Raw genomic sequence first — 17,176 nt, 5'->3', positions numbered from 1 at the left:
CGGACAGCTTACGGGTTGGCTGGCAGAAAAAAAAATGCCGATGCGGCCTTGCGGCGCATCGGCATTTCTCTATTCACGGTCAGATCAGAGCTTGATCTTGGCTTCGTGCGCTTGCTGGTCGGCGTGGTAGGACGAGCGCACCAGCGGGCCGGAAGCGACGTTCTTGAAGCCCATGCGATAGCCTTCCTCGGCGAACCAGGCAAAGGTGTCGGGGTGCACGAAGCGCTGCACTGGCAAGTGGCTGCGCGATGGCTGCAAGTATTGACCCAGGGTGAGCATGTCGATGTCGTGTTCGCGCATGCGGTGCATGACCTCGATCACTTCTTCGTCGGTTTCGCCCAACCCGAGCATCAGGCCGGACTTGGTGGGCACATGCGGTACCAGCTGCTTGAACTTCTGCAGCAGGTCCAACGACCAGTCGTAGTCCGAACCCGGGCGAGCGGCCTTGTACAGGCGCGGCACGGTTTCAAGGTTGTGGTTGAACACATCCGGCGGCTCCTGGGCCGTGATCGCCAGCGCCACGTCCATACGGCCCCGGTAGTCCGGAACCAGGGTTTCGAGCTGCACGCCTGGGGACAAGGCGCGGATTTCGCGGATGCAGTCGGCAAAGTGCTGGGCGCCGCCATCGCGCAGATCATCACGGTCAACCGAGGTGATGACCACGTACTTCAGGCGCAGGTCGGCAATGGCCACCGCAAGGTTCTTCGGCTCGTCCAGGTCCAACGGCTTGGGACGGCCATGCCCCACGTCGCAGAACGGGCAGCGGCGGGTGCAGATGTCGCCCATGATCATGAAGGTGGCGGTGCCGCCCGAGAAGCACTCGCCCAGGTTCGGGCAGGAGGCTTCTTCGCAGACGCTGTGCAGCTTGTGCTTGCGCAGCAGTTGCTTGATGCGGTCTACCTCGGGCGAGACCGGGATACGCACGCGGATCCAGTCAGGCTTCTTGGGCAGCTCGTCGGTGGGGATGATCTTGACCGGGATGCGCGCGACCTTGTCGGCGCCTCGCAGCTTGACCCCGGCTTCGACCTTTTTGGGGGCGGAACGCGCAGTAGCGTCCTGGGTTGGGATCAGGTTCGGCACGGCTTCTTGCACAGTAGTCATATTCAGTCGATTCCGCCCGTGAGGGTCGTCTGCTCTGCGTAGTCGAGGTGCTTGACCAGCTGTTCGCGCAGCCTTGTCCTGACCTCGTCGAGTTCGATCGGGCCTGCCAGGTCACGCAGCTGGGTCATCGCCAGCCCCGCATAACCGCAGGGGTTGATTCGGCAAAAGGGCGCCAGGTCCATGTCCACGTTCAAGGCTAGGCCATGAAAGGAGCGGCCGTTGCGGATACGCAGGCCGAGCGAAGCGATCTTCGCGCCGTCTACATACACACCCGGTGCATCGGGCTTGGCAGCGGCCTGCACCGCGTAGCCATCGAGCAGGGCGATCAGGCTGCGCTCGATGCGGCTGACCAGGTCGCGTACGCCGAAGCCCAGGCGGCGTACATCCAGCAGCAGATAGGCCACCAGCTGGCCTGGCCCATGATAGGTCACCTGGCCACCCCGGTCGGTCTGCACCACGGGAATATCGCCCGTCACCAGCAGGTGCTCGGCCTTGCCAGCCTGCCCTTGCGTGAAGACCGGCGGGTGTTCGACCAGCCAGACTTCATCCTGGGTATCGGCAGTGCGCTGCTCAGTGAAACGCCGCATGGCCTCGAGCACCGGTTCATAGGGCTGCAGGCCAAGTTCGCGGACACCGAGGCAGCCGGGCATCAGAGCACCATTTTCACGATGCCGGTGGCACGCAGGGCGCTGTTGATATCGTGGAGCTGATTTTCGCTTTCGGCCACGATGTGCAATTGCACAGTGGTGTACTTGCCTTCCTTGCTCTGGCGTTCGGCCAGCGTGGAAAGATCGACCTTGGCGTGTTTGCTGAGCACTTCGATCACGGTGTCCTTGAAGCCGACACCGGTGTCACCGATGACCTTGATCGGATAATCGGCACAGGGAAATTCGATTTTGTGAGACTTGACGTCTGGTTCGCTCATGGCGGAAACGGCCTCGCAAGCCGTGGCAACAACAACACCCCCGCGATCACGCGGGGGCGTGCAGGTCACGTGTCAGTTGAACAACCCGTAGAAGAATAGACGGATGCTATCCCACATACGGCGGAAGAAACCACCTTCCTCGACGCCATCGAGGGCGATCAGGTCGGCGCTGTGAACCACTTTGTCGTCCAGTTTGACTTCAACCTTGCCGATCACGTCACCCTTGGCGATGGGGGCGGTCAGTTGCGGGTTCATGGTCATCGAAGCCTGCAGGCGCTTGAGCTGGCCCTTGGGCATGGTCATGGTCAGGTCTTCGGCAAGGCCGGCCTTGACTTCGCTGGTGGCGCCTTTCCACACAGGAGCCTTGGTCAGCTCGGTGCCCTTCTGATAGAAGGTCTGGGTTTCGAAGAAGCGGAAGCCGTAGGTCAGCAGCTTCTGGGTTTCGGCAGCGCGGGACTGCTCGCTGTTGGTACCGAACACCACGGCGATCAGGCGCTGGCCGTCACGTACCGCCGATGCCACCATGCAGTAGCCAGCCTCTTCGGTGTGGCCGGTCTTCAGACCGTCCACGGTCTTGTCACGCCACAGCAGCAGGTTGCGGTTAGGCTGCTTGATGTTGTTCCAGAAGAACTCTTTCTGCGAATAGATGGCGTAGTGAGCCGGGTCGACGTTGATGATCGCACGGGCCAGGATCGCCATGTCGTGAGCAGAGGAATAATGCTCCGGGTTCGGCAGGCCAGTGGGGTTCATGAAGTGACTGTTGGTCATGCCCAGGTCGGCAGCGGTCTTGTTCATCATGTCGGCGAAAGCGTCTTCGCTGCCGGCGATGTGCTCGGACAGGGCGACGGAAGCATCGTTGCCGGACTGGATGATGATGCCGTGCAGCAGGTCGCTGACGGTCACCTGGCTGCCCACCTTGATGAACATGCGCGAACCGCCGGTGCGCCAGGCGTTTTCGCTGACGGTCACCGGGTCGTTTTCGCCGATCTGGCCACGGCGGATGTCCAGCGTGGCGATGTAGGCGGTCATCAGCTTGGTCAGGCTGGCTGGCGGAAGACGCTCGTCACCGTTGTTCTCGACCAGCACGTTGCCGCTGGACGCGTCCATGAGTACGTAGGACTTGGCTGCCAGTTGAGGCGGCGCGGGCGTCATCTGCTCGGCCGCGAAGGCCACCGGGGTGAGCAGGAGCAATACGGGCAAGCAAAGTCGTTTGGCAAGGTTGGTGATGTTCATCCGTCTCTCGAAAATCGCTAATGGTCTGGAGATGTTTTCTGGGCAAGCACACGGCCCAGCACCGGTCAGTCTAGTTATTGGCCTGGGGCCTGGCCCGGCAACGTGCGACAGGGTGCCGCTGCGGGCAAAACCGGCATTGTACATGGCTGGGCCTGTCAATTCATGACAAAACCGCCACTTTGCACCGCTCTTGTCCCTAGGTGGACCCCACCCGCAGGCTGTTCATAGCGTGCGCGAGGGGTCAGTCACCCTGTCGGGACGCCTGGTCAGTCAGCTGTGACCAACTTGGCCTGCCCCAGGTTCGCCAGGCGGATGCTGTTCTGCGCCTGCTGGACTTCACCCTCGCTGTTGATCGGCCCCAGGCGTACGCGATGCAGCGTCTGCTGGTTGCGTACGATCGAGCTGATGAACACCGGTGCGCTGACCATGCTGCTGAGCTTGGCGCGCAGCAGCTCGGCCGCATCGGGGTTGGCGAATGCGCCGACCTGCAGGAAGCTGCCGCCAGTGCCGGCAGGCACGTTGTTGCCACCGACCTGCACCGGCACCACCGGCGCCGCATGCTGCTGCGGCGGTGGCGTCCACTGCTCTACCCGACCGGAGCTGGCCGGGATCGCCTGGGTCTGGGCCACCTGGGGCTCCTTGAGCACCATGGGCGGCGTCTGGCCGCGTTGAGCCCACCATTGCTGGGGGTCGATGCCTTCGACGCGCACATGGGCAGTACCGATCTCGGCGTAGCCCAGCTTCTTCGCCGCCGCATACGACAGGTCGATGATGCGATCGGAATAGAACGGGCCGCGATCGTTCACCCGCAGGATGACGCTGCGACCGTTGGCCAGGTTGGTCACCTTTACATAGGCGGGCAATGGCAGCGTCTTGTGCGCGGCACTCATGCCGTACAGGTCGTACAGCTCGCCGTTGGCGGTGTTCTGACCATGGAACTTGGTGCCATACCACGACGCCGTGCCCTCGGCGCGGTAGTTGCGCGCATCCTGCATCGGGTAGTAGGTCTTGCCCAGGACGGTGTAGGGGTTGGCCTTGTAGTTGCCGGTGTGCAGGGTGGGCGTGGCATCGGGGATCTTGTTGACGTCCACATCCCACCACGGCGCACCGTCCTTGTGGGCACGGTTGATGTCCAGGCCGGGCTGGCTGCGCACCACGCTCGCGCCGCTGGAACTCTTGGGCGCCGGGCGGCTGGAGGAGCAACTGACCAACGCCAGGCCGATGGCGGCGCAGGTGACCAGCTTGAAGGAGGTGGTAGAGAAAATTGCGCGCATTAGTTGACGCCCCGTGCTTGGACCAGCTGTTGCGCAAGCTGATGCACCGCCATGGCATACATCACGCTGCGGTTGTAGCGAGTGATCGCGTAGAAATTCTTCAAGCCCACCCAGTACTCGGGGCCGTTCTCACCCTCCAGGCGGAAGGCCGTGACGGGCAGATCATCGCGCAGCGAATCATGAACCGACCAGCCAAGGGCACGCAACTCCCCGACCGTGCTGGCCGGCTCGATACCGGTGGTCAGGCCTTGATCGGCGCGCTCGCCCTGCACGGTGGCGCGGCTGACGACGCCCTGCCCGGCCATCCAGCCATGGCGGTTGAAGTAGTTCGCCACGCTGCCGATGGCATCATCGGGGTTGGTCCAGATGTTGATGTGCCCATCACCGTCGAAGTCCACGGCGTAGTTGCGAAAGCTGCTGGGCATGAACTGCGGCAGCCCCATGGCCCCGGCATAGGAGCCCTTGAGGGTCAGGGGATCGAGTTGTTCTTCACGGGCCAGCAGCAGGAACTCACGCAGTTCCTTGCGGAAGAATTCGGCGCGTGGGGGATAATCGAAGCCCAGGGTGGACAACGCGTCGAGCACTCGGAAGTTGCCCGTGTTGCGCCCGAAGAAGGTTTCAACGCCAATGATCGACACGATGTATTGTGCCGGCACCCCATATTCCTGCTCGGCCCTTGCCAGCACGGCTTCGTGCTGGCGCCAGAAGTCCACGCCCCGCGCAATGCGCGCGTCGGTGAGGAACATCGGGCGGTATTCCTTCCAGGGTTTGACCCGTTCGGCTGGCCGCGAAATCGCATCGAGGATCGACTGCTTGCGCTGCACTTCACGGAACACGCCCATCAGTTGTTCTGGGGCAAAACCATGGTCGCGGCTCATCTGGCCAACGAATTCGGCCACCTGGGGCGAGTTGTCGTAGTCGCCGGCCTCGGCCAGCTGTACAGCGCCAAACAGGCTCACCGCACCAAACCACGGCGCACAACGGGTAGCCCAGTTACGCACTGCTTGCATGTAATTGTTCACCTTATTCAAACCTGTGCGATCCACTTTCGATGCGTGTGGATCGACATCAGAACGCCAAACGCTGACAGCAGCGTCACCAATGAAGTTCCGCCATAGCTAATGAAGGGCAAGGGCACGCCGACGACGGGCAGAAGGCCACTTACCATCCCGATATTGACGAATACGTATACGAAGAATGTCATGGTCAAGCTGCCAGCGAGCAGCTTGCCGAACAATGTCTGTGCCTGCGCCGTGATCATCAGGCCACGCCCGATCAGCAGCAGGTACACGATCAGCAACAGGCAAATGCCCACCAGACCGAACTCCTCGCCCAGCACGGCGATGATGAAGTCGGTGTGGCTTTCAGGCAGAAAGTCCAGGTGCGACTGCGTGCCCAGCAGCCACCCCTTGCCAAATACGCCGCCAGACCCAATCGCCGCCTTGGACTGGATGATGTTCCAGCCCGTGCCCAGCGGGTCGCTCTCCGGGTCGAGGAAGGTCAGCACCCGCTGCTTCTGGTAGTCGTGCATCACGAAAAACCACATGGCCACCGCCACCGGCACCGTTGCCGCCAGCACGCTGAGAATCCAGCGCCAGCGCAGGCCGCCCATGAACAGGACGAAAGCACCGGAGGCCAGAATCAGCAACGCCGTCCCCAGGTCCGGTTGGCGCACGATCAGAATGAAAGGCACGCCAATCAGTACCAGGCTGATGGCCACATGCTTGAGGTGCGGCGGCAGGGTGCGCTTGGACAGGTACCAGGCGATGGTCGCCGGCATGATGATCTTCATGAACTCGGAGGGCTGGAAGCGTATCACCCCGGGTATGTTGATCCAGCGCGTTGCACCCATGGCGTTGTGGCCCATGACGTCCACCATCACCAGCAGCAATACCCCGGTCAGGTACGCCAGTGGCACCCAGCGCGCCATGAACCGTGGCTCGAGCTGGGCGATGACGAACATCGATACCAGGCCGATGCCAAACGAGGTGGCCTGCTTGAGCAACAGGTCCCAGTTCTTGCCGCTGGCCGAATACAGCACGAACAGGCTGCCCGCGGCCAGGGTCAGGAGGATGATCAGCAGGGGACCATCGACGTGGATGCGCTGCAGGAAGCTGGCGCGCCGACGCATCACATCCTCGCTGGAGAGCATGCGATCGAAATTGTTCATCACAGCGGCGACTCCTGAGTAGCGGTAACCGGCGCAAGCTCAGGCTTGAGCCGGCCGTTTTCGTCCAGCAGCCAGGCATCCATGATCTGGCGCACCACAGGCGCAGCCACCCCAGAGCCCGACTCGCCGTTCTCGACCATGACCGACACCACGATCTTGGGGTCTTCTGCCGGTGCGAAGGCCACGAACAAGGCGTGGTCGCGGTGACGTTCCTGAAGTTTGTTGCGGTCGTACTTCTCGCCCTGCTTGATGGCCACCACCTGTGCGGTACCACTTTTGCCGGCGATGCGGTACTGGGCACCGATGGCAGCCTTGCGGGCGGTACCGCGCGCGCCGTGCATCACCTGCTCCATGCCGTGGGTCACACGCGCCCAATCGGCCTTGTCGCGCAGCACGATGTCCGGCATCGGGTTTTCATCCACCGGTGGTTCCCCTTCGATGGTCTTGGCCAGGTGCGGCCGGTTCCATACACCCTTGTTGGCAATCAGCGCCGTCGCCTGGGCCAATTGCAGAGGCGTGGCCTGCATGTAGCCCTGGCCGATACCCAGGATCAGGGTTTCGCCCGGGAACCAGGCCTGCCGGCGCGTAGCCCGCTTCCATTCCCGCGACGGCATCAACCCTGCGGACTCTTCGAACATGTCCAGCGACACCCGCTGACCGATGCCGAACTTGTTCATGTAGCTGGACAACCGGTCGATGCCCATCTTGTGGGCCAGGTCGTAGAAGTAGGTGTCGTTGGAACGCATGATGGCGGTGTCCAGGTCCACCCAGCCGTCACCCGAGCGGTTCCAGTTACGGTATTTGTGATCGTAGTTGGGCAGCTGGTAGTACCCAGGGTCGAACACACGGCTGCTCGGGGTCACCGCGCCGCTGTCCAGGCCGGCGATGGCCACGGCTGGCTTGATCGTCGAACCGGGCGGATAAAGGCCGCGCAAGATGCGGTTGAACAGCGGCCTGTCGATCGAATCACGCAGTTCGGCATAGGCCTTGAAGCTGATGCCGGTGACGAACAGGTTGGGGTCGAAGCTGGGCTGGCTCACCATGGCGAGCACTTCGCCGGTACGTGGGTCGAGCGCCACCACCGCACCACGGCGCCCGGCCAGGGCGGCTTCGGCCGCTTCCTGCAACCTGATGTCCAGGCTCAGCACGATGTCCTTGCCAGGCTTGGGGTCGGTACGCTTGAGCACCCTGAGCACACGGCCGCGGGCGTTGGTCTCGACTTCTTCGTAGCCGACCTGGCCGTGTAGTGTGGCCTCGTAGAACCGCTCGATACCAGTCTTGCCGATGTGGTGCGTGCCGCTGTAGTTCACAGGGTCCAGGGTTTTGAGCTCTTTCTCGTTGATACGCCCGACGTAGCCCACCGAATGCGCGAAATGCGCCCCTTGTGGATAGTGACGCACCAGTTGGGCGACCACCTCCACCCCTGGCAAGCGGAACTGGTTCACCGCCACACGGGCGATCTGTTCCTCGTTGAGTTCGAACAGGATGGGTACCGGCTCGAACGGCCTGCGTCCCTGGCGCATGCGCTTTTCGAACAGTGCGCGGTCGTCTGGAGTGAGTTCCAGTATCTCGACGATGCTGTCCAGCACTTGCTGCCAGTCTCCCGCACGCTCACGGGTCATGGACAGGCTGAAGCTGGGCCGGTTGTCGGCGATCACTACCCCGTTGCGGTCGAAGATCAGCCCGCGTGTCGGCGGAATCGGCTGCACGTGCACCCGGTTGTTCTCAGACAGCGTGGAGTGGTAGTCGTACTGGATGATCTGCAGGTAATACAGCCGCGCAATCAGCACGCAGATGAGCAGCATGACCGCCACGGCGCCGACCACGACGCGGTTGCGCACCAGACGGGCGTCTTTTTCGTGGTCCTTGAGGCGGATCGGCTGCGACATCGGGCTGCTTACAGGCTCATTTGTGGTAGGGATGCCCGGACAACACCGTCCAGGCCCGATAGACCTGCTCGCCGATGAGTATCCTGACCAGCGGGTGCGGCAAGGTCAGCGGCGACAGGGACCAGCGCTGATCGGCGCGGGCGCACACTTGCGGCGCAAGCCCTTCGGGCCCACCCACCATCAGATTCACCGTGCGCGCATCCAGGCGCCAGCGGTCCAGTTCACCTGCCAGCTGTTCGGTGCTCCACGGCTTGCCATGGACCTCCAGGGTTACGACGCGCTCCCCGGGTTGCACCTTGCTGAGCATGGCTTCGCCCTCCTGGCGAATCAGGCGGGCGACGTCGGCATTCTTGCCGCGGGTGTTCAGCGGTATTTCCACCAGCTCGAGCGATAGTTCGGCCGGCAGGCGCTTGACATACTCATGCCAGCCCTCCTCGACCCACTTCGGCATGCGCGAGCCAACCGCGATCAGGCGCAGACGCACGGCGCTTTCCTTATTCGCGATCTTTGAGCTTGTCGGAGTACTCGTGGACATGGTCCGGGCTGTGGTGCTTGCCATCGGCGGCGCGGCTCTGCTCGGCGCCCTGCCACAGGCGTTCGAGGTCGTAGAACTGGCGTGCAGCCGCAGTCATCATGTGCACGATGACATCGTTGAGGTCCAGCAGCACCCAGTCGCTGTCGCCCTTGCCTTCCTCACCCAGAGGCTGGGCGCCCTTGGCCTTGACTGCCTCGCGGACCTTCTCGGCCATGGCGTTGATCTGACGGTTGGAGGTACCGGTGGCGATGATCATGTAATCGGTCAGGCTGTGCTTGTCACGCACGTCGATGACCTGGATATCCTGGGCCTTGACGTCTTCAAGCGCTGCCGTGGTCACTGCGACCAGTTCGTCGCCGTAAATTTTCTGCTTGGTCATATAAAACTCGTTCAACTCGTAGGATGAGGTGCCAGGGGCACCGTCAGTTGGGCGCACGATACAGTTCGTGCGCCTCGATGTAGGCCAGTACGGCGTCCGGCACCAGGAACCTCACCGACCTGCCGCTGGCCAGCAGCTGTCGGATCTGTGTAGCTGACACCGCAAGCGGTGTCTGCCAGACGAACGAAATGTTTCCCGCCGGGCCGGACATGGCGGTGGGATCGCTCTGCGAACGGGCAGCCAGCAGGTTGCGCAGTTCGTCGGGGGGGTCTACATCCGCATCCGGGCGTTGCAGCACCAGGATGTGGCAGTGTTGCAGCAGTTCTTCCCAGCGGTGCCAGCCGGGCAGTCCGCAGAAGGCGTCCCAGCCCAGCACCAGAAACAACTGGTCGTCAGCGGCAAGCTCGGCACGGATCGACTCCAGCGTATCGATGGTGTACGACGGCTTGTCCCGTGCCAGTTCACGCGCGTCCACGCTCAGGCCTGCAACGCCCGCGACGGCGCCCTGCACCATGGCCAGGCGATCGTGCGCGGCCACTTGCGGCGTGTCTCGGTGCGGCGGGCGAGCATTGGGCAACAGGCGCAGCTCGTCCAGGGCCATGAACTCGGCGACTTCGAGCGCACTGCGCAGGTGGCCGATGTGGACCGGGTCGAAGGTGCCGCCAAGAATGCCGACGCGGCGAACTGCCTGGGCCTGACTCAACTCAGCAGGACTCCTGGCCGCGCAGTTGACCGTCGCCGATCACCACGTATTTCTCGCACGTCAGGCCTTCGAGGCCGACCGGGCCACGGGCGTGAAGCTTGTCGGTGGAAATGCCGATCTCGGCACCCAGGCCATATTCGAACCCGTCGGCGAAGCACGTCGGGGTGTTGAGCATGACGGAGGCCGAGTCCACTTCAGCCATGAACTGGCGCGCCTCCCCCTGATGCTCGGTGATGATCGAGTCGGTGTGATGCGAACCATAATGGTTGATGTGCTCGATGGCCTGATCCAGGCTGTCCACCACACGGATGGACAGTACGGCATCGAGGTACTCGGTGTGCCAGTCGTCCTCGCTGGCCGCGTGCGCGTCGATCAGCGCACAGGTACGCTCGCAACCGCGCAGCTCAACGCCTTTCTCCTGGAAACGGCGCGCCATTTCGGGCAGGAAGCGCTCGGCGACCAGCTGGTCCACCAGCAGCGTTTCCATCGCCCCGCAGATACCGTAGCGGTAGGTCTTGGCGTTGAACGCCACGCGCCAGGCCTTGTCCAGGTCGGCATGCTGGCTGACATGGACATGGCAGATACCGTCGAGGTGCTTGATGACCGGTACCCGTGCGTCGCGGCTGATGCGCTCGATCAGGCCCCGGCCACCGCGCGGTACGATGACATCGACGAACTCGGGCATGCTGATCAGCGCGCCCACCGCCTCGCGGTCGGTGGTTTCCACCACCTGAACCACGGCGGCGGGCAAGCCCGCCGCCGCCAGGCCGCGCTGGATACAGGCGGCAATCGCGCGGTTGGAGTGGATGGCTTCGGAGCCGCCGCGCAGAATCGTGGCATTGCCTGACTTCAGGCACAGGCTGGCTGCGTCGATGGTGACGTTCGGGCGTGATTCGTAAATGATGCCGATGACGCCCAGCGGCGTGCGCATCTTGCCGACCTGGATACCCGATGGGCGGTAGCTCATGTCGCGAATGGCGCCGACCGGGTCCGGCAGGCTGGCGACCTGCCGCAGGCCGGTGATCATGCCGTCGATGCGCGCCGGGGTCAGGGCCAGGCGGTCGAGCAACGCGGCTTCCAGCCCAGAGGCACGGCCATGGGCCAAGTCCTGCTCGTTGGCTGCGATCAGCGCGTCACGGCCTGCATCCAGCGCGTCGGCGGCAGCGTGCAGGGCACGGTTCTTCTGCGCGGTGCTGGCACGGCCGATTACCCGGGAGGCTTCACGGGCTGCGCGACCCAGGCGGGTCATGTAGTCAAGAACGGACTCAGTCATGGGCTCGGTGTCTTGGCGGTGGGGAAACGGCTGATTATAACTGTCGCGCAGGTGTACGCCCAGCGGTGGGTGGCGGATGGTAGAAAAAGCTGTGGCAAATCTGTAGGAAAGATGTAACCGGTCTTATCCATAAGGAAGCAGAACTCTGTGGAAATCTCTGCCCTGCGCCGTCACATGTTCGAAGGTTTCAGATTCGGTTAAGGTGGCGCCTGTTACCCTCATGCCTTTAGCCTGCGAAGCCCTTGCATGCCAGCACTGCCAGACAGCTTTTTCGACCGCGACGCCCAAACCTTGGCCAAAGCCCTGCTGGGCAAGGTCATTCGCCACCGCCAGGGCAACTTGTGGCTTGCCGCCCGCATCATCGAGACCGAGGCCTATTACCTCACCGACAAGGGTAGCCATGCGTCGCTGGGCTACACCGAGAAGCGCAAGGCGCTGTTTCTCGATGGCGGACACATCTATATGTACTACGCCCGCGGCGGCGACTCCCTGAACTTCAGCGCCCAGGGCCCCGGCAATGCGGTGCTCATCAAGTCCGCCTACCCGTGGCAGGACGCCCTCTCAGGGCCCGACAGCCTGGCGCAGATGCACCTGAACAACCCCGACGCCAGCGGCAACCTGCGCTCCGTCGAGCGCCTGTGCGCGGGGCAGACGCTGTTGTGCCGGGCGCTGGGCCTCAAGGTGCCACATTGGGATGCGCAGCGCTTCGACCCGCAGCGGCTGTATGTGGACGACTGCGCCAACCCGGTGCCGCGGGTGATCCAGGCAGCCCGTCTGGGCATTCCCCACGGGCGTGACGAGCACCTGCCGTACCGCTTCGTCGACGCCGCATACGCCCGGTTCTGCACACGCAACCCATTGCGGCGCGGCCAGGTCGAAGGCCGTGACTTCTCCATCATCGAACAAGAGAGCTGAACCATGGAACAATGGCTCGACGGCCTGACCGGTTGGCTGGGTGCCAACCCACAGTGGCTTGGCGTCGCAATCTTCCTGGTCGCGTGCATCGAATGCCTGGCCATCGCCGGCATCATCGTTCCAGGCACGGTGCTGCTGTTTGCGGTAGCCGTGCTGGCAGGTAGCGGTGTGCTGGGCCTTGGCGAAACCTTGCTGCTGGGCTTTTTGGGCGGGTTACTGGGTGACGCGCTGTCCTACATGATCGGCAAGCATTTCCACCAGAACATTCGCCGCCTGCCGGTGTTGCGGCACCACCCGGAATGGATCGGCAGCGCCGAAACCTACTTCAAGCGCTATGGCATCGCCAGCCTGCTCGTAGGCCGTTTCATCGGCCCGTTGCGGCCCATGCTGCCAATGGTCGCCGGCATGTTCGACATGCCGCTGCTGCGGTTCATCGCAGTGAGCCTGGTGGCAGCCGCAGGGTGGTCGATCGCCTACCTGCTGCCCGGTTGGGCCACCGGTGCGGCCATGCGCCTGCCCCTGCCCGAAGGCTTCTGGCCCCAGGCCGGGATCATTTTCGGCACGCTGGCGGTGATCATCGGTCTTAGCCTGAGCACCAGCATCCGCGACCGTCGCCACGGCACACGGCTGATTGGTGCCCTGTGCCTGCTGGCCTTGGCCGGGGTATTTCTTGGCTGGCCCTACCTGCACGCCTTCGACGACGGGGTGATGACGCTGGTCCAGGAGCATCGCAGCCAGGCCATCGACGGCGCTGTGGTGGTGGTGACGCGGCTCGGGGATTTTCGCACCCAGTTCTTCCTCGGCGGGCTGCTGACAGGCTTGCTGCTGGTGGTACGCCAGTGGCGGCACGCTTTCTTCGCAGCTGGGGCGCTGATGGGCACCGCCATCGCCAATGGCACGCTCAAGTGGCTGTTCGCCCGGGCTCGGCCGGAAGTGCTGACCGACCCGCTGACCAGCTACAGTATGCCCAGCGGCCACAGTTCGGCGTCGTTTGCGTTCTTTCTGGTGCTGGCGGTGCTCGCCGGCCGCGGCCAGCCACCGCGCATGCGCCTGACCTGGATCATGCTGGGTTGCATTCCGGCATTGGCCATTGCCCTGTCGCGGGTATACCTGGGTGCACACTGGCCCACCGACATCCTGGCCGGCGCCCTGCTGGCCTGCTGCGTCTGCGCGATCAGCCTGACGTTGTCCCAGTACCGTCAGACCCTGCCGGCCCTGCCCCTGAAGGTCTGGTGGCTGGTATTGCCGGCCTGCATCGCCTTGCTGGCCTTCTTTGCCACCCACGCCCTGCCCCACGCCCTGCTCAGGTACCAGTACTGACGCCAGGCGCTATTCAGGCAAACAGCTCACCCTGGATGCGCTCGAGCAACCTGTGGATCTCGCCCAGCCGCTGCTCAGGCGAGTCCTGGGCCAGCAAGTCCAGCTTGTCTTGCTCGGTGAAGGGCAGCAGGTAGGCCAGTTGGTTGGCCAGCGCCTGACGCCCGTCCACAGGCCGGGGCATGTCGAGCGCCTCGACCATCGGGTGCTCGCCCAAGGCCAGCAGCAGGGCCAGCAAGTCGTCGTCCGCTTCCTCCAAGGGGCTGTCGTCAAGCTCAGGCAGCCACTGTACCTGCCCCACCAGCAGTTGATCCTTTTGCACTTCGGTGGCCTGCAGATCGAAACGCCGCACCCCTTCGACGCGAATACCCAACAGGCCATTGTCCTGCTGGACGAAATCGCGGATCACCGCTTCGCAGCCAATGGACGCCACCACAGGCGGCGCCTTGCCGACCTGCTCGCCCTCCACGATGCAGACCACGCCAAAGCCTTCGCCTTGTTTCATGCAACGCCCGATCATGTCCAGGTAGCGGGCTTCGAAAATCTGCAGGTCGAGAAAACACCCTGGGAACAGCACGGTGTCGAGGGGAAACAGCGGTAGCATCATCATCACTCCTCAAGCCACCAGGCTGACGGCCAGCGGCAGGAACACTGCCGTTGCCACGCCCATCAGGCTCATCGCCAGCGCGGCGAAGGCGCCGCATTCGTCACTTTCCTGCAAGGCCACCGAGGTGCCGACCGCGTGGGCCGTGATGCCCAGGGACATGCCCCGCGCTTCGGGGCTGAGCACACCGCAGCGGCTCAACAAGGCAGGCCCGAAAATGGCCCCGATCACCCCGGTAATCAGCACGAAGACCGCAGCCAGCGCCGCCACGCCACCGATCTGCTCGGCTACCAGCATCGCGATGGGCGAGGTGACGGACTTGGGCGCCATGGTCATCAGGATCATGTGCTCGGCGCCAAACCACCACCCTAGCAACAGGCAGCACACCGTGGCGAACAGGCCTCCGAGTACCAGCGTAGTCAAGGTCGGCCAGAACAACTGGCGAATGCGCCGCAGGTTCAGGAACAGCGGCACCGCCAAGGCCACGGTGGCAGGGCCCAGCAGGATGTTCATGATTTCGGTGCTCTTGCGGTATTCGGCGTAGTCGATGCCGCACAGCAGCAGCACGCCGATCACCAGGGCCATCGACACCAGCACCGGCTGCAGGAAGATCCAGCGGGTCTTCTCATACCCGGCCAGCACCAGCTGGTAGGCCCCCAGGGTCACGCCAATGCCGAACAACGGGTGATGGACCACTGCATCCAATGCGCCTTGCCAGTCGAGCATCATGGCTGGTCCTCGCGCCGGGCCTGACGATGAATGAGTTTCTGCATCAGCACGCCCACCACCACCAGCGTCAGCAGGCAGGAAATCAACAGCGCACCGACGATGGCCCAGAAGTCGGCGGCGATGTCACGGGCATACACCATCACCCCCACGGCCGGAGGCACCAGCAACAGCGGCAAGTAGCGCAGCAGGCTGCCGGCAGCTTCGTTGAGGGGCGCACCCACCTCGCCGCGCACCATCAGAAAACCCAGCAATAGCAACAGGCCGATGATCGGCCCCGGCAGGACGGGAACCAACAGATGATTGACTGCCGTCCCCAACAGCTGGAACAGCACCAGCCAGGTCAAACCCCGCAACAGCATAACGTTCTCCTTCAGGCGTGCGGCTCATTATAAGCATGCGCAGGCTGCCCGCGCCGAGCGCAACTTGACCGGCCTGGCCAAGCATGCTGATCTTGCACGCGCGTGCCATTTCATACCCAGGAGGATTACCATGCCGCTAGTGCCGGCCACCGCGCTTACCCAATACGTCGGCAAGTCCCTCGGCCACTCGGCCTGGCTGACCATCGACCAGCAGCGTATCGATCGTTTCGCCGAGGCGACTGGCGATCATCAGTTCATCCACGTTGACCCGCAGCGAGCTGCGCAAACCGCGTTCGGCGGCACCATCGCCCATGGCTTTCTGACCCTGTCCCTGATTCCTACGCTGATCGAGGACATCCTGGTCTTGCCGCAGGGGCTGAAGATGGTCGTCAACTACGGCCTGGACAGCGTGCGCTTCATTCAGCCGGTGAAGGTCGACAGCCAGGTGCGCCTGCATGTCGAGCTGGCCGATGTGCAGCAGAAGCGCCCCGGCCAATGGTTGCTCAAGGCCATCGCCACGCTGGAGATAAAAGACGAGGACAAGCCCGCCTACCGGGCTGAATCCCTGTCCCTGTGCTTTGTCTAGGCACCGGCACCTGACAGGCGCAGGCGTCTCTACAAACCCTACGCACTCGCGTAAACTGCCAGGCTCCGCGCAGCCTTGGGCTGCCCTTCTGGATCTATCAAAGGTACACGCCATGCCCTGGCTGCAAGTACGTCTGGCCATCAGCCCGGAACAAGCCGAAACCTACGAAGACGCGCTGCTGGAAGTCGGCGCGGTATCGGTCACCTTCATGGACGCCGAAGATCAACCCATCTTCGAGCCAGACCTCAATACCACGCCGCTGTGGTCGCACACCCACCTGCTGGCCCTGTTCGAGGCTGACACCAACCCTGAACAGGTGTTCGCGCACCTGCGCCTGCTGACGGGCGTCGAGCTGCCCCAGCACCAGGCCGAAGTGATCGAAGACCAGGACTGGGAACGCAGCTGGATGGACAATTTCCAGCCGATGCGTTTCGGCCGCCGGCTGTGGATCGTGCCGAGCTGGCACGATGCTCCGGAAAAGGACGCCGTGAACCTGTTGCTCGATCCTGGGCTGGCGTTCGGCACGGGCACGCACCCCACCACGGCGCTGTGCCTTGAGTGGCTCGACGGTCAGCAGTTGCAGGGCACCCAGGTGCTGGACTTTGGCTGTGGCTCGGGCATTCTGGCGATCGCTGCACTGTTGCTGGGCGCGCGCGAAGCGGTAGGCACGGACATCGACGTGCAGGCGATCGAAGCCTCTCGCGACAATGCCCAACGCAACGGCATTGCCGACGAGCTGTTCGCGCTGTACCTGCCCGAGCACATGCCTGCCATGCAGGCCGACGTGCTGGTGGCCAACATCCTGGCCGGGCCACTGGTGTCGCTGGCACCGCAGCTCAGCGGCCTGGTCCGCCCGGGCGGTCTGCTGGCGTTGTCGGGCATTCTCGCTGAACAAGGCGAAGAAGTGGCCGCCGCCTACGCTGCCGATTTCGACCTGGACCCTATCGTCGTTCGCGATGGCTGGGTGCGAATCAGTGGTCGCCGCCGCTAGTCGAACCTAGAATAGCCCTCAGCACAGCCTCCGGATTGCCGCATGACCGACAGTTTCGTCACCCAGTGCCCGCATTGCCAGACCAGCTTTCGTGTCACCCACCACCAGTTGAGCGTGGCCCGTGGCGTGGTGCGTTGCGGCCAGTGCCTGCAAGTGTTCAATGCCGCCAAGCAGCTACTGGAGCAGAACCGCA

At 63.5% G+C, this 17,176-nt stretch carries 20 protein-coding genes; 5 read left to right on the top strand and 15 right to left on the bottom strand.

The window, feature by feature from the left end:
- Positions 1 to 84: 84 nt before the first annotated feature.
- The 12 genes from lipA to B2S33_RS19310 all read right to left on the bottom strand — a co-directional run bounded on the left by lipA (position 85) and on the right by B2S33_RS19310 (position 11,482).
- Positions 85 to 1,101 (bottom strand): lipoyl synthase, encoded by a 1,017-nt coding sequence (lipA, locus tag B2S33_RS19365; RefSeq protein WP_027915255.1) that lies wholly within the window; start codon positions 1,099 to 1,101, stop codon positions 85 to 87.
- A 2-nt stretch (positions 1,102 to 1,103) separates the two neighbouring features.
- Positions 1,104 to 1,751 (bottom strand): lipoyl(octanoyl) transferase LipB, encoded by a 648-nt coding sequence (gene lipB, locus B2S33_RS19360; protein WP_288650873.1) that lies wholly within the window; start codon positions 1,749 to 1,751, stop codon positions 1,104 to 1,106.
- The gene (locus B2S33_RS19355) at positions 1,751 to 2,026 is read right to left on the bottom strand and encodes a DUF493 domain-containing protein (RefSeq protein WP_027915257.1); all 276 of its coding nucleotides are present in this window, start codon (positions 2,024 to 2,026) and stop codon (positions 1,751 to 1,753) included. Before B2S33_RS19355 ends, lipB begins: the two co-directional genes overlap by 1 nt.
- Positions 2,027 to 2,098: 72 nt before the next feature.
- A complete protein-coding gene (locus tag B2S33_RS19350) occupies positions 2,099 to 3,259 on the bottom strand; it encodes a D-alanyl-D-alanine carboxypeptidase family protein (RefSeq protein ID WP_023534573.1) in 1,161 nt (386 codons plus the stop codon).
- A 266-nt stretch (positions 3,260 to 3,525) separates the two neighbouring features.
- On the bottom strand, positions 3,526 to 4,533 hold the full coding sequence (locus B2S33_RS19345; protein ID WP_027915258.1) for a septal ring lytic transglycosylase RlpA family protein: 1,008 nt from the start codon (positions 4,531 to 4,533) through the stop codon (positions 3,526 to 3,528).
- Entirely contained in the window at positions 4,533 to 5,543 is a 1,011-nt protein-coding gene (gene mltB / locus B2S33_RS19340; RefSeq protein WP_280076328.1) for a lytic murein transglycosylase B, read from the bottom strand. Before mltB ends, B2S33_RS19345 begins: the two co-directional genes overlap by 1 nt.
- 17 nt (positions 5,544 to 5,560) lie before the next feature.
- Entirely contained in the window at positions 5,561 to 6,664 is a 1,104-nt protein-coding gene (gene rodA, locus B2S33_RS19335; protein WP_288650888.1) for a rod shape-determining protein RodA, read from the bottom strand.
- Positions 6,665 to 6,702: 38 nt separating this feature from the next.
- Positions 6,703 to 8,592 (bottom strand): penicillin-binding protein 2, encoded by a 1,890-nt coding sequence (mrdA, locus tag B2S33_RS19330; protein ID WP_027915261.1) that lies wholly within the window; start codon positions 8,590 to 8,592, stop codon positions 6,703 to 6,705.
- Positions 8,593 to 8,608: 16 nt separating this feature from the next.
- Positions 8,609 to 9,076: a 23S rRNA (pseudouridine(1915)-N(3))-methyltransferase RlmH gene (gene rlmH / locus B2S33_RS19325; RefSeq protein ID WP_027915262.1), complete on the bottom strand. Its 468-nt coding sequence runs from the start codon at positions 9,074 to 9,076 to the stop codon at positions 8,609 to 8,611.
- Between the two features lie 10 nt (positions 9,077 to 9,086).
- Positions 9,087 to 9,506, bottom strand: coding sequence for a ribosome silencing factor (gene rsfS / locus B2S33_RS19320; RefSeq protein WP_027915263.1), 420 nt, complete (start codon positions 9,504 to 9,506; stop codon positions 9,087 to 9,089).
- A 43-nt stretch (positions 9,507 to 9,549) separates the two neighbouring features.
- Positions 9,550 to 10,209, bottom strand: coding sequence for a nicotinate-nucleotide adenylyltransferase (gene nadD / locus B2S33_RS19315; RefSeq protein ID WP_027915264.1), 660 nt, complete (start codon positions 10,207 to 10,209; stop codon positions 9,550 to 9,552).
- A 1-nt stretch (position 10,210) separates the two neighbouring features.
- A complete protein-coding gene (locus tag B2S33_RS19310) occupies positions 10,211 to 11,482 on the bottom strand; it encodes a glutamate-5-semialdehyde dehydrogenase (protein WP_027915265.1) in 1,272 nt (423 codons plus the stop codon).
- A gap of 246 nt (positions 11,483 to 11,728) precedes the next feature.
- Here B2S33_RS19310 and B2S33_RS19305 point away from each other — a divergent pair, with 246 nt between their 5' ends.
- Positions 11,729 to 12,397: a DNA-3-methyladenine glycosylase gene (locus tag B2S33_RS19305; RefSeq protein WP_028687160.1), complete on the top strand. Its 669-nt coding sequence runs from the start codon at positions 11,729 to 11,731 to the stop codon at positions 12,395 to 12,397.
- A gap of 3 nt (positions 12,398 to 12,400) precedes the next feature.
- Positions 12,401 to 13,717, top strand: a complete 1,317-nt coding sequence (locus B2S33_RS19300; protein ID WP_027915267.1) for a bifunctional DedA family/phosphatase PAP2 family protein — start codon at positions 12,401 to 12,403, stop codon at positions 13,715 to 13,717.
- 13 nt (positions 13,718 to 13,730) lie between these two features.
- Here B2S33_RS19300 and B2S33_RS19295 read toward each other — a convergent pair whose 3' ends face one another.
- Genes B2S33_RS19295 through B2S33_RS19285 form a run of 3 tightly spaced genes read right to left on the bottom strand, consistent with a single transcriptional unit; the run spans position 13,731 to position 15,406 of the window.
- Positions 13,731 to 14,321 (bottom strand): LON peptidase substrate-binding domain-containing protein, encoded by a 591-nt coding sequence (locus B2S33_RS19295; RefSeq protein ID WP_145280398.1) that lies wholly within the window; start codon positions 14,319 to 14,321, stop codon positions 13,731 to 13,733.
- Between the two features lie 9 nt (positions 14,322 to 14,330).
- Complete coding sequence (locus tag B2S33_RS19290) at positions 14,331 to 15,047, bottom strand: LrgB family protein (protein ID WP_027915269.1); 717 nt, start codon at positions 15,045 to 15,047, stop codon at positions 14,331 to 14,333.
- Positions 15,044 to 15,406: a CidA/LrgA family protein gene (locus tag B2S33_RS19285; RefSeq protein WP_023534554.1), complete on the bottom strand. Its 363-nt coding sequence runs from the start codon at positions 15,404 to 15,406 to the stop codon at positions 15,044 to 15,046. Before B2S33_RS19285 ends, B2S33_RS19290 begins: the two co-directional genes overlap by 4 nt.
- A gap of 130 nt (positions 15,407 to 15,536) precedes the next feature.
- On the opposite strand from B2S33_RS19285, the gene B2S33_RS19280 reads away from it, so the two are divergent.
- The 3 genes from B2S33_RS19280 to B2S33_RS19270 all read left to right on the top strand — a co-directional run.
- Positions 15,537 to 15,992: a MaoC family dehydratase gene (locus tag B2S33_RS19280; protein WP_059183423.1), complete on the top strand. Its 456-nt coding sequence runs from the start codon at positions 15,537 to 15,539 to the stop codon at positions 15,990 to 15,992.
- A 112-nt stretch (positions 15,993 to 16,104) separates the two neighbouring features.
- Positions 16,105 to 16,983 carry a 50S ribosomal protein L11 methyltransferase gene (prmA, locus tag B2S33_RS19275; protein WP_027915271.1) on the top strand — a complete coding sequence of 293 codons (879 nt, stop codon included), beginning with the start codon at positions 16,105 to 16,107 and terminating at the stop codon, positions 16,981 to 16,983.
- Positions 16,984 to 17,025: 42 nt separating this feature from the next.
- On the top strand, positions 17,026 to 17,176 hold a 151-nt coding region (locus tag B2S33_RS19270), incomplete at its 3' end, for an MJ0042-type zinc finger domain-containing protein (RefSeq protein WP_288650887.1).

Origin of the sequence: Pseudomonas sp. UBA5568, from assembly GCF_002425525.1 — a bacterium.
Classification (GTDB): domain Bacteria; phylum Pseudomonadota; class Gammaproteobacteria; order Pseudomonadales; family Pseudomonadaceae; genus Aquipseudomonas; species Aquipseudomonas fulva.
Note: the sequence above shows the minus strand (reverse complement) of the source record. Positions and strands in the feature narration are given on the sequence as shown.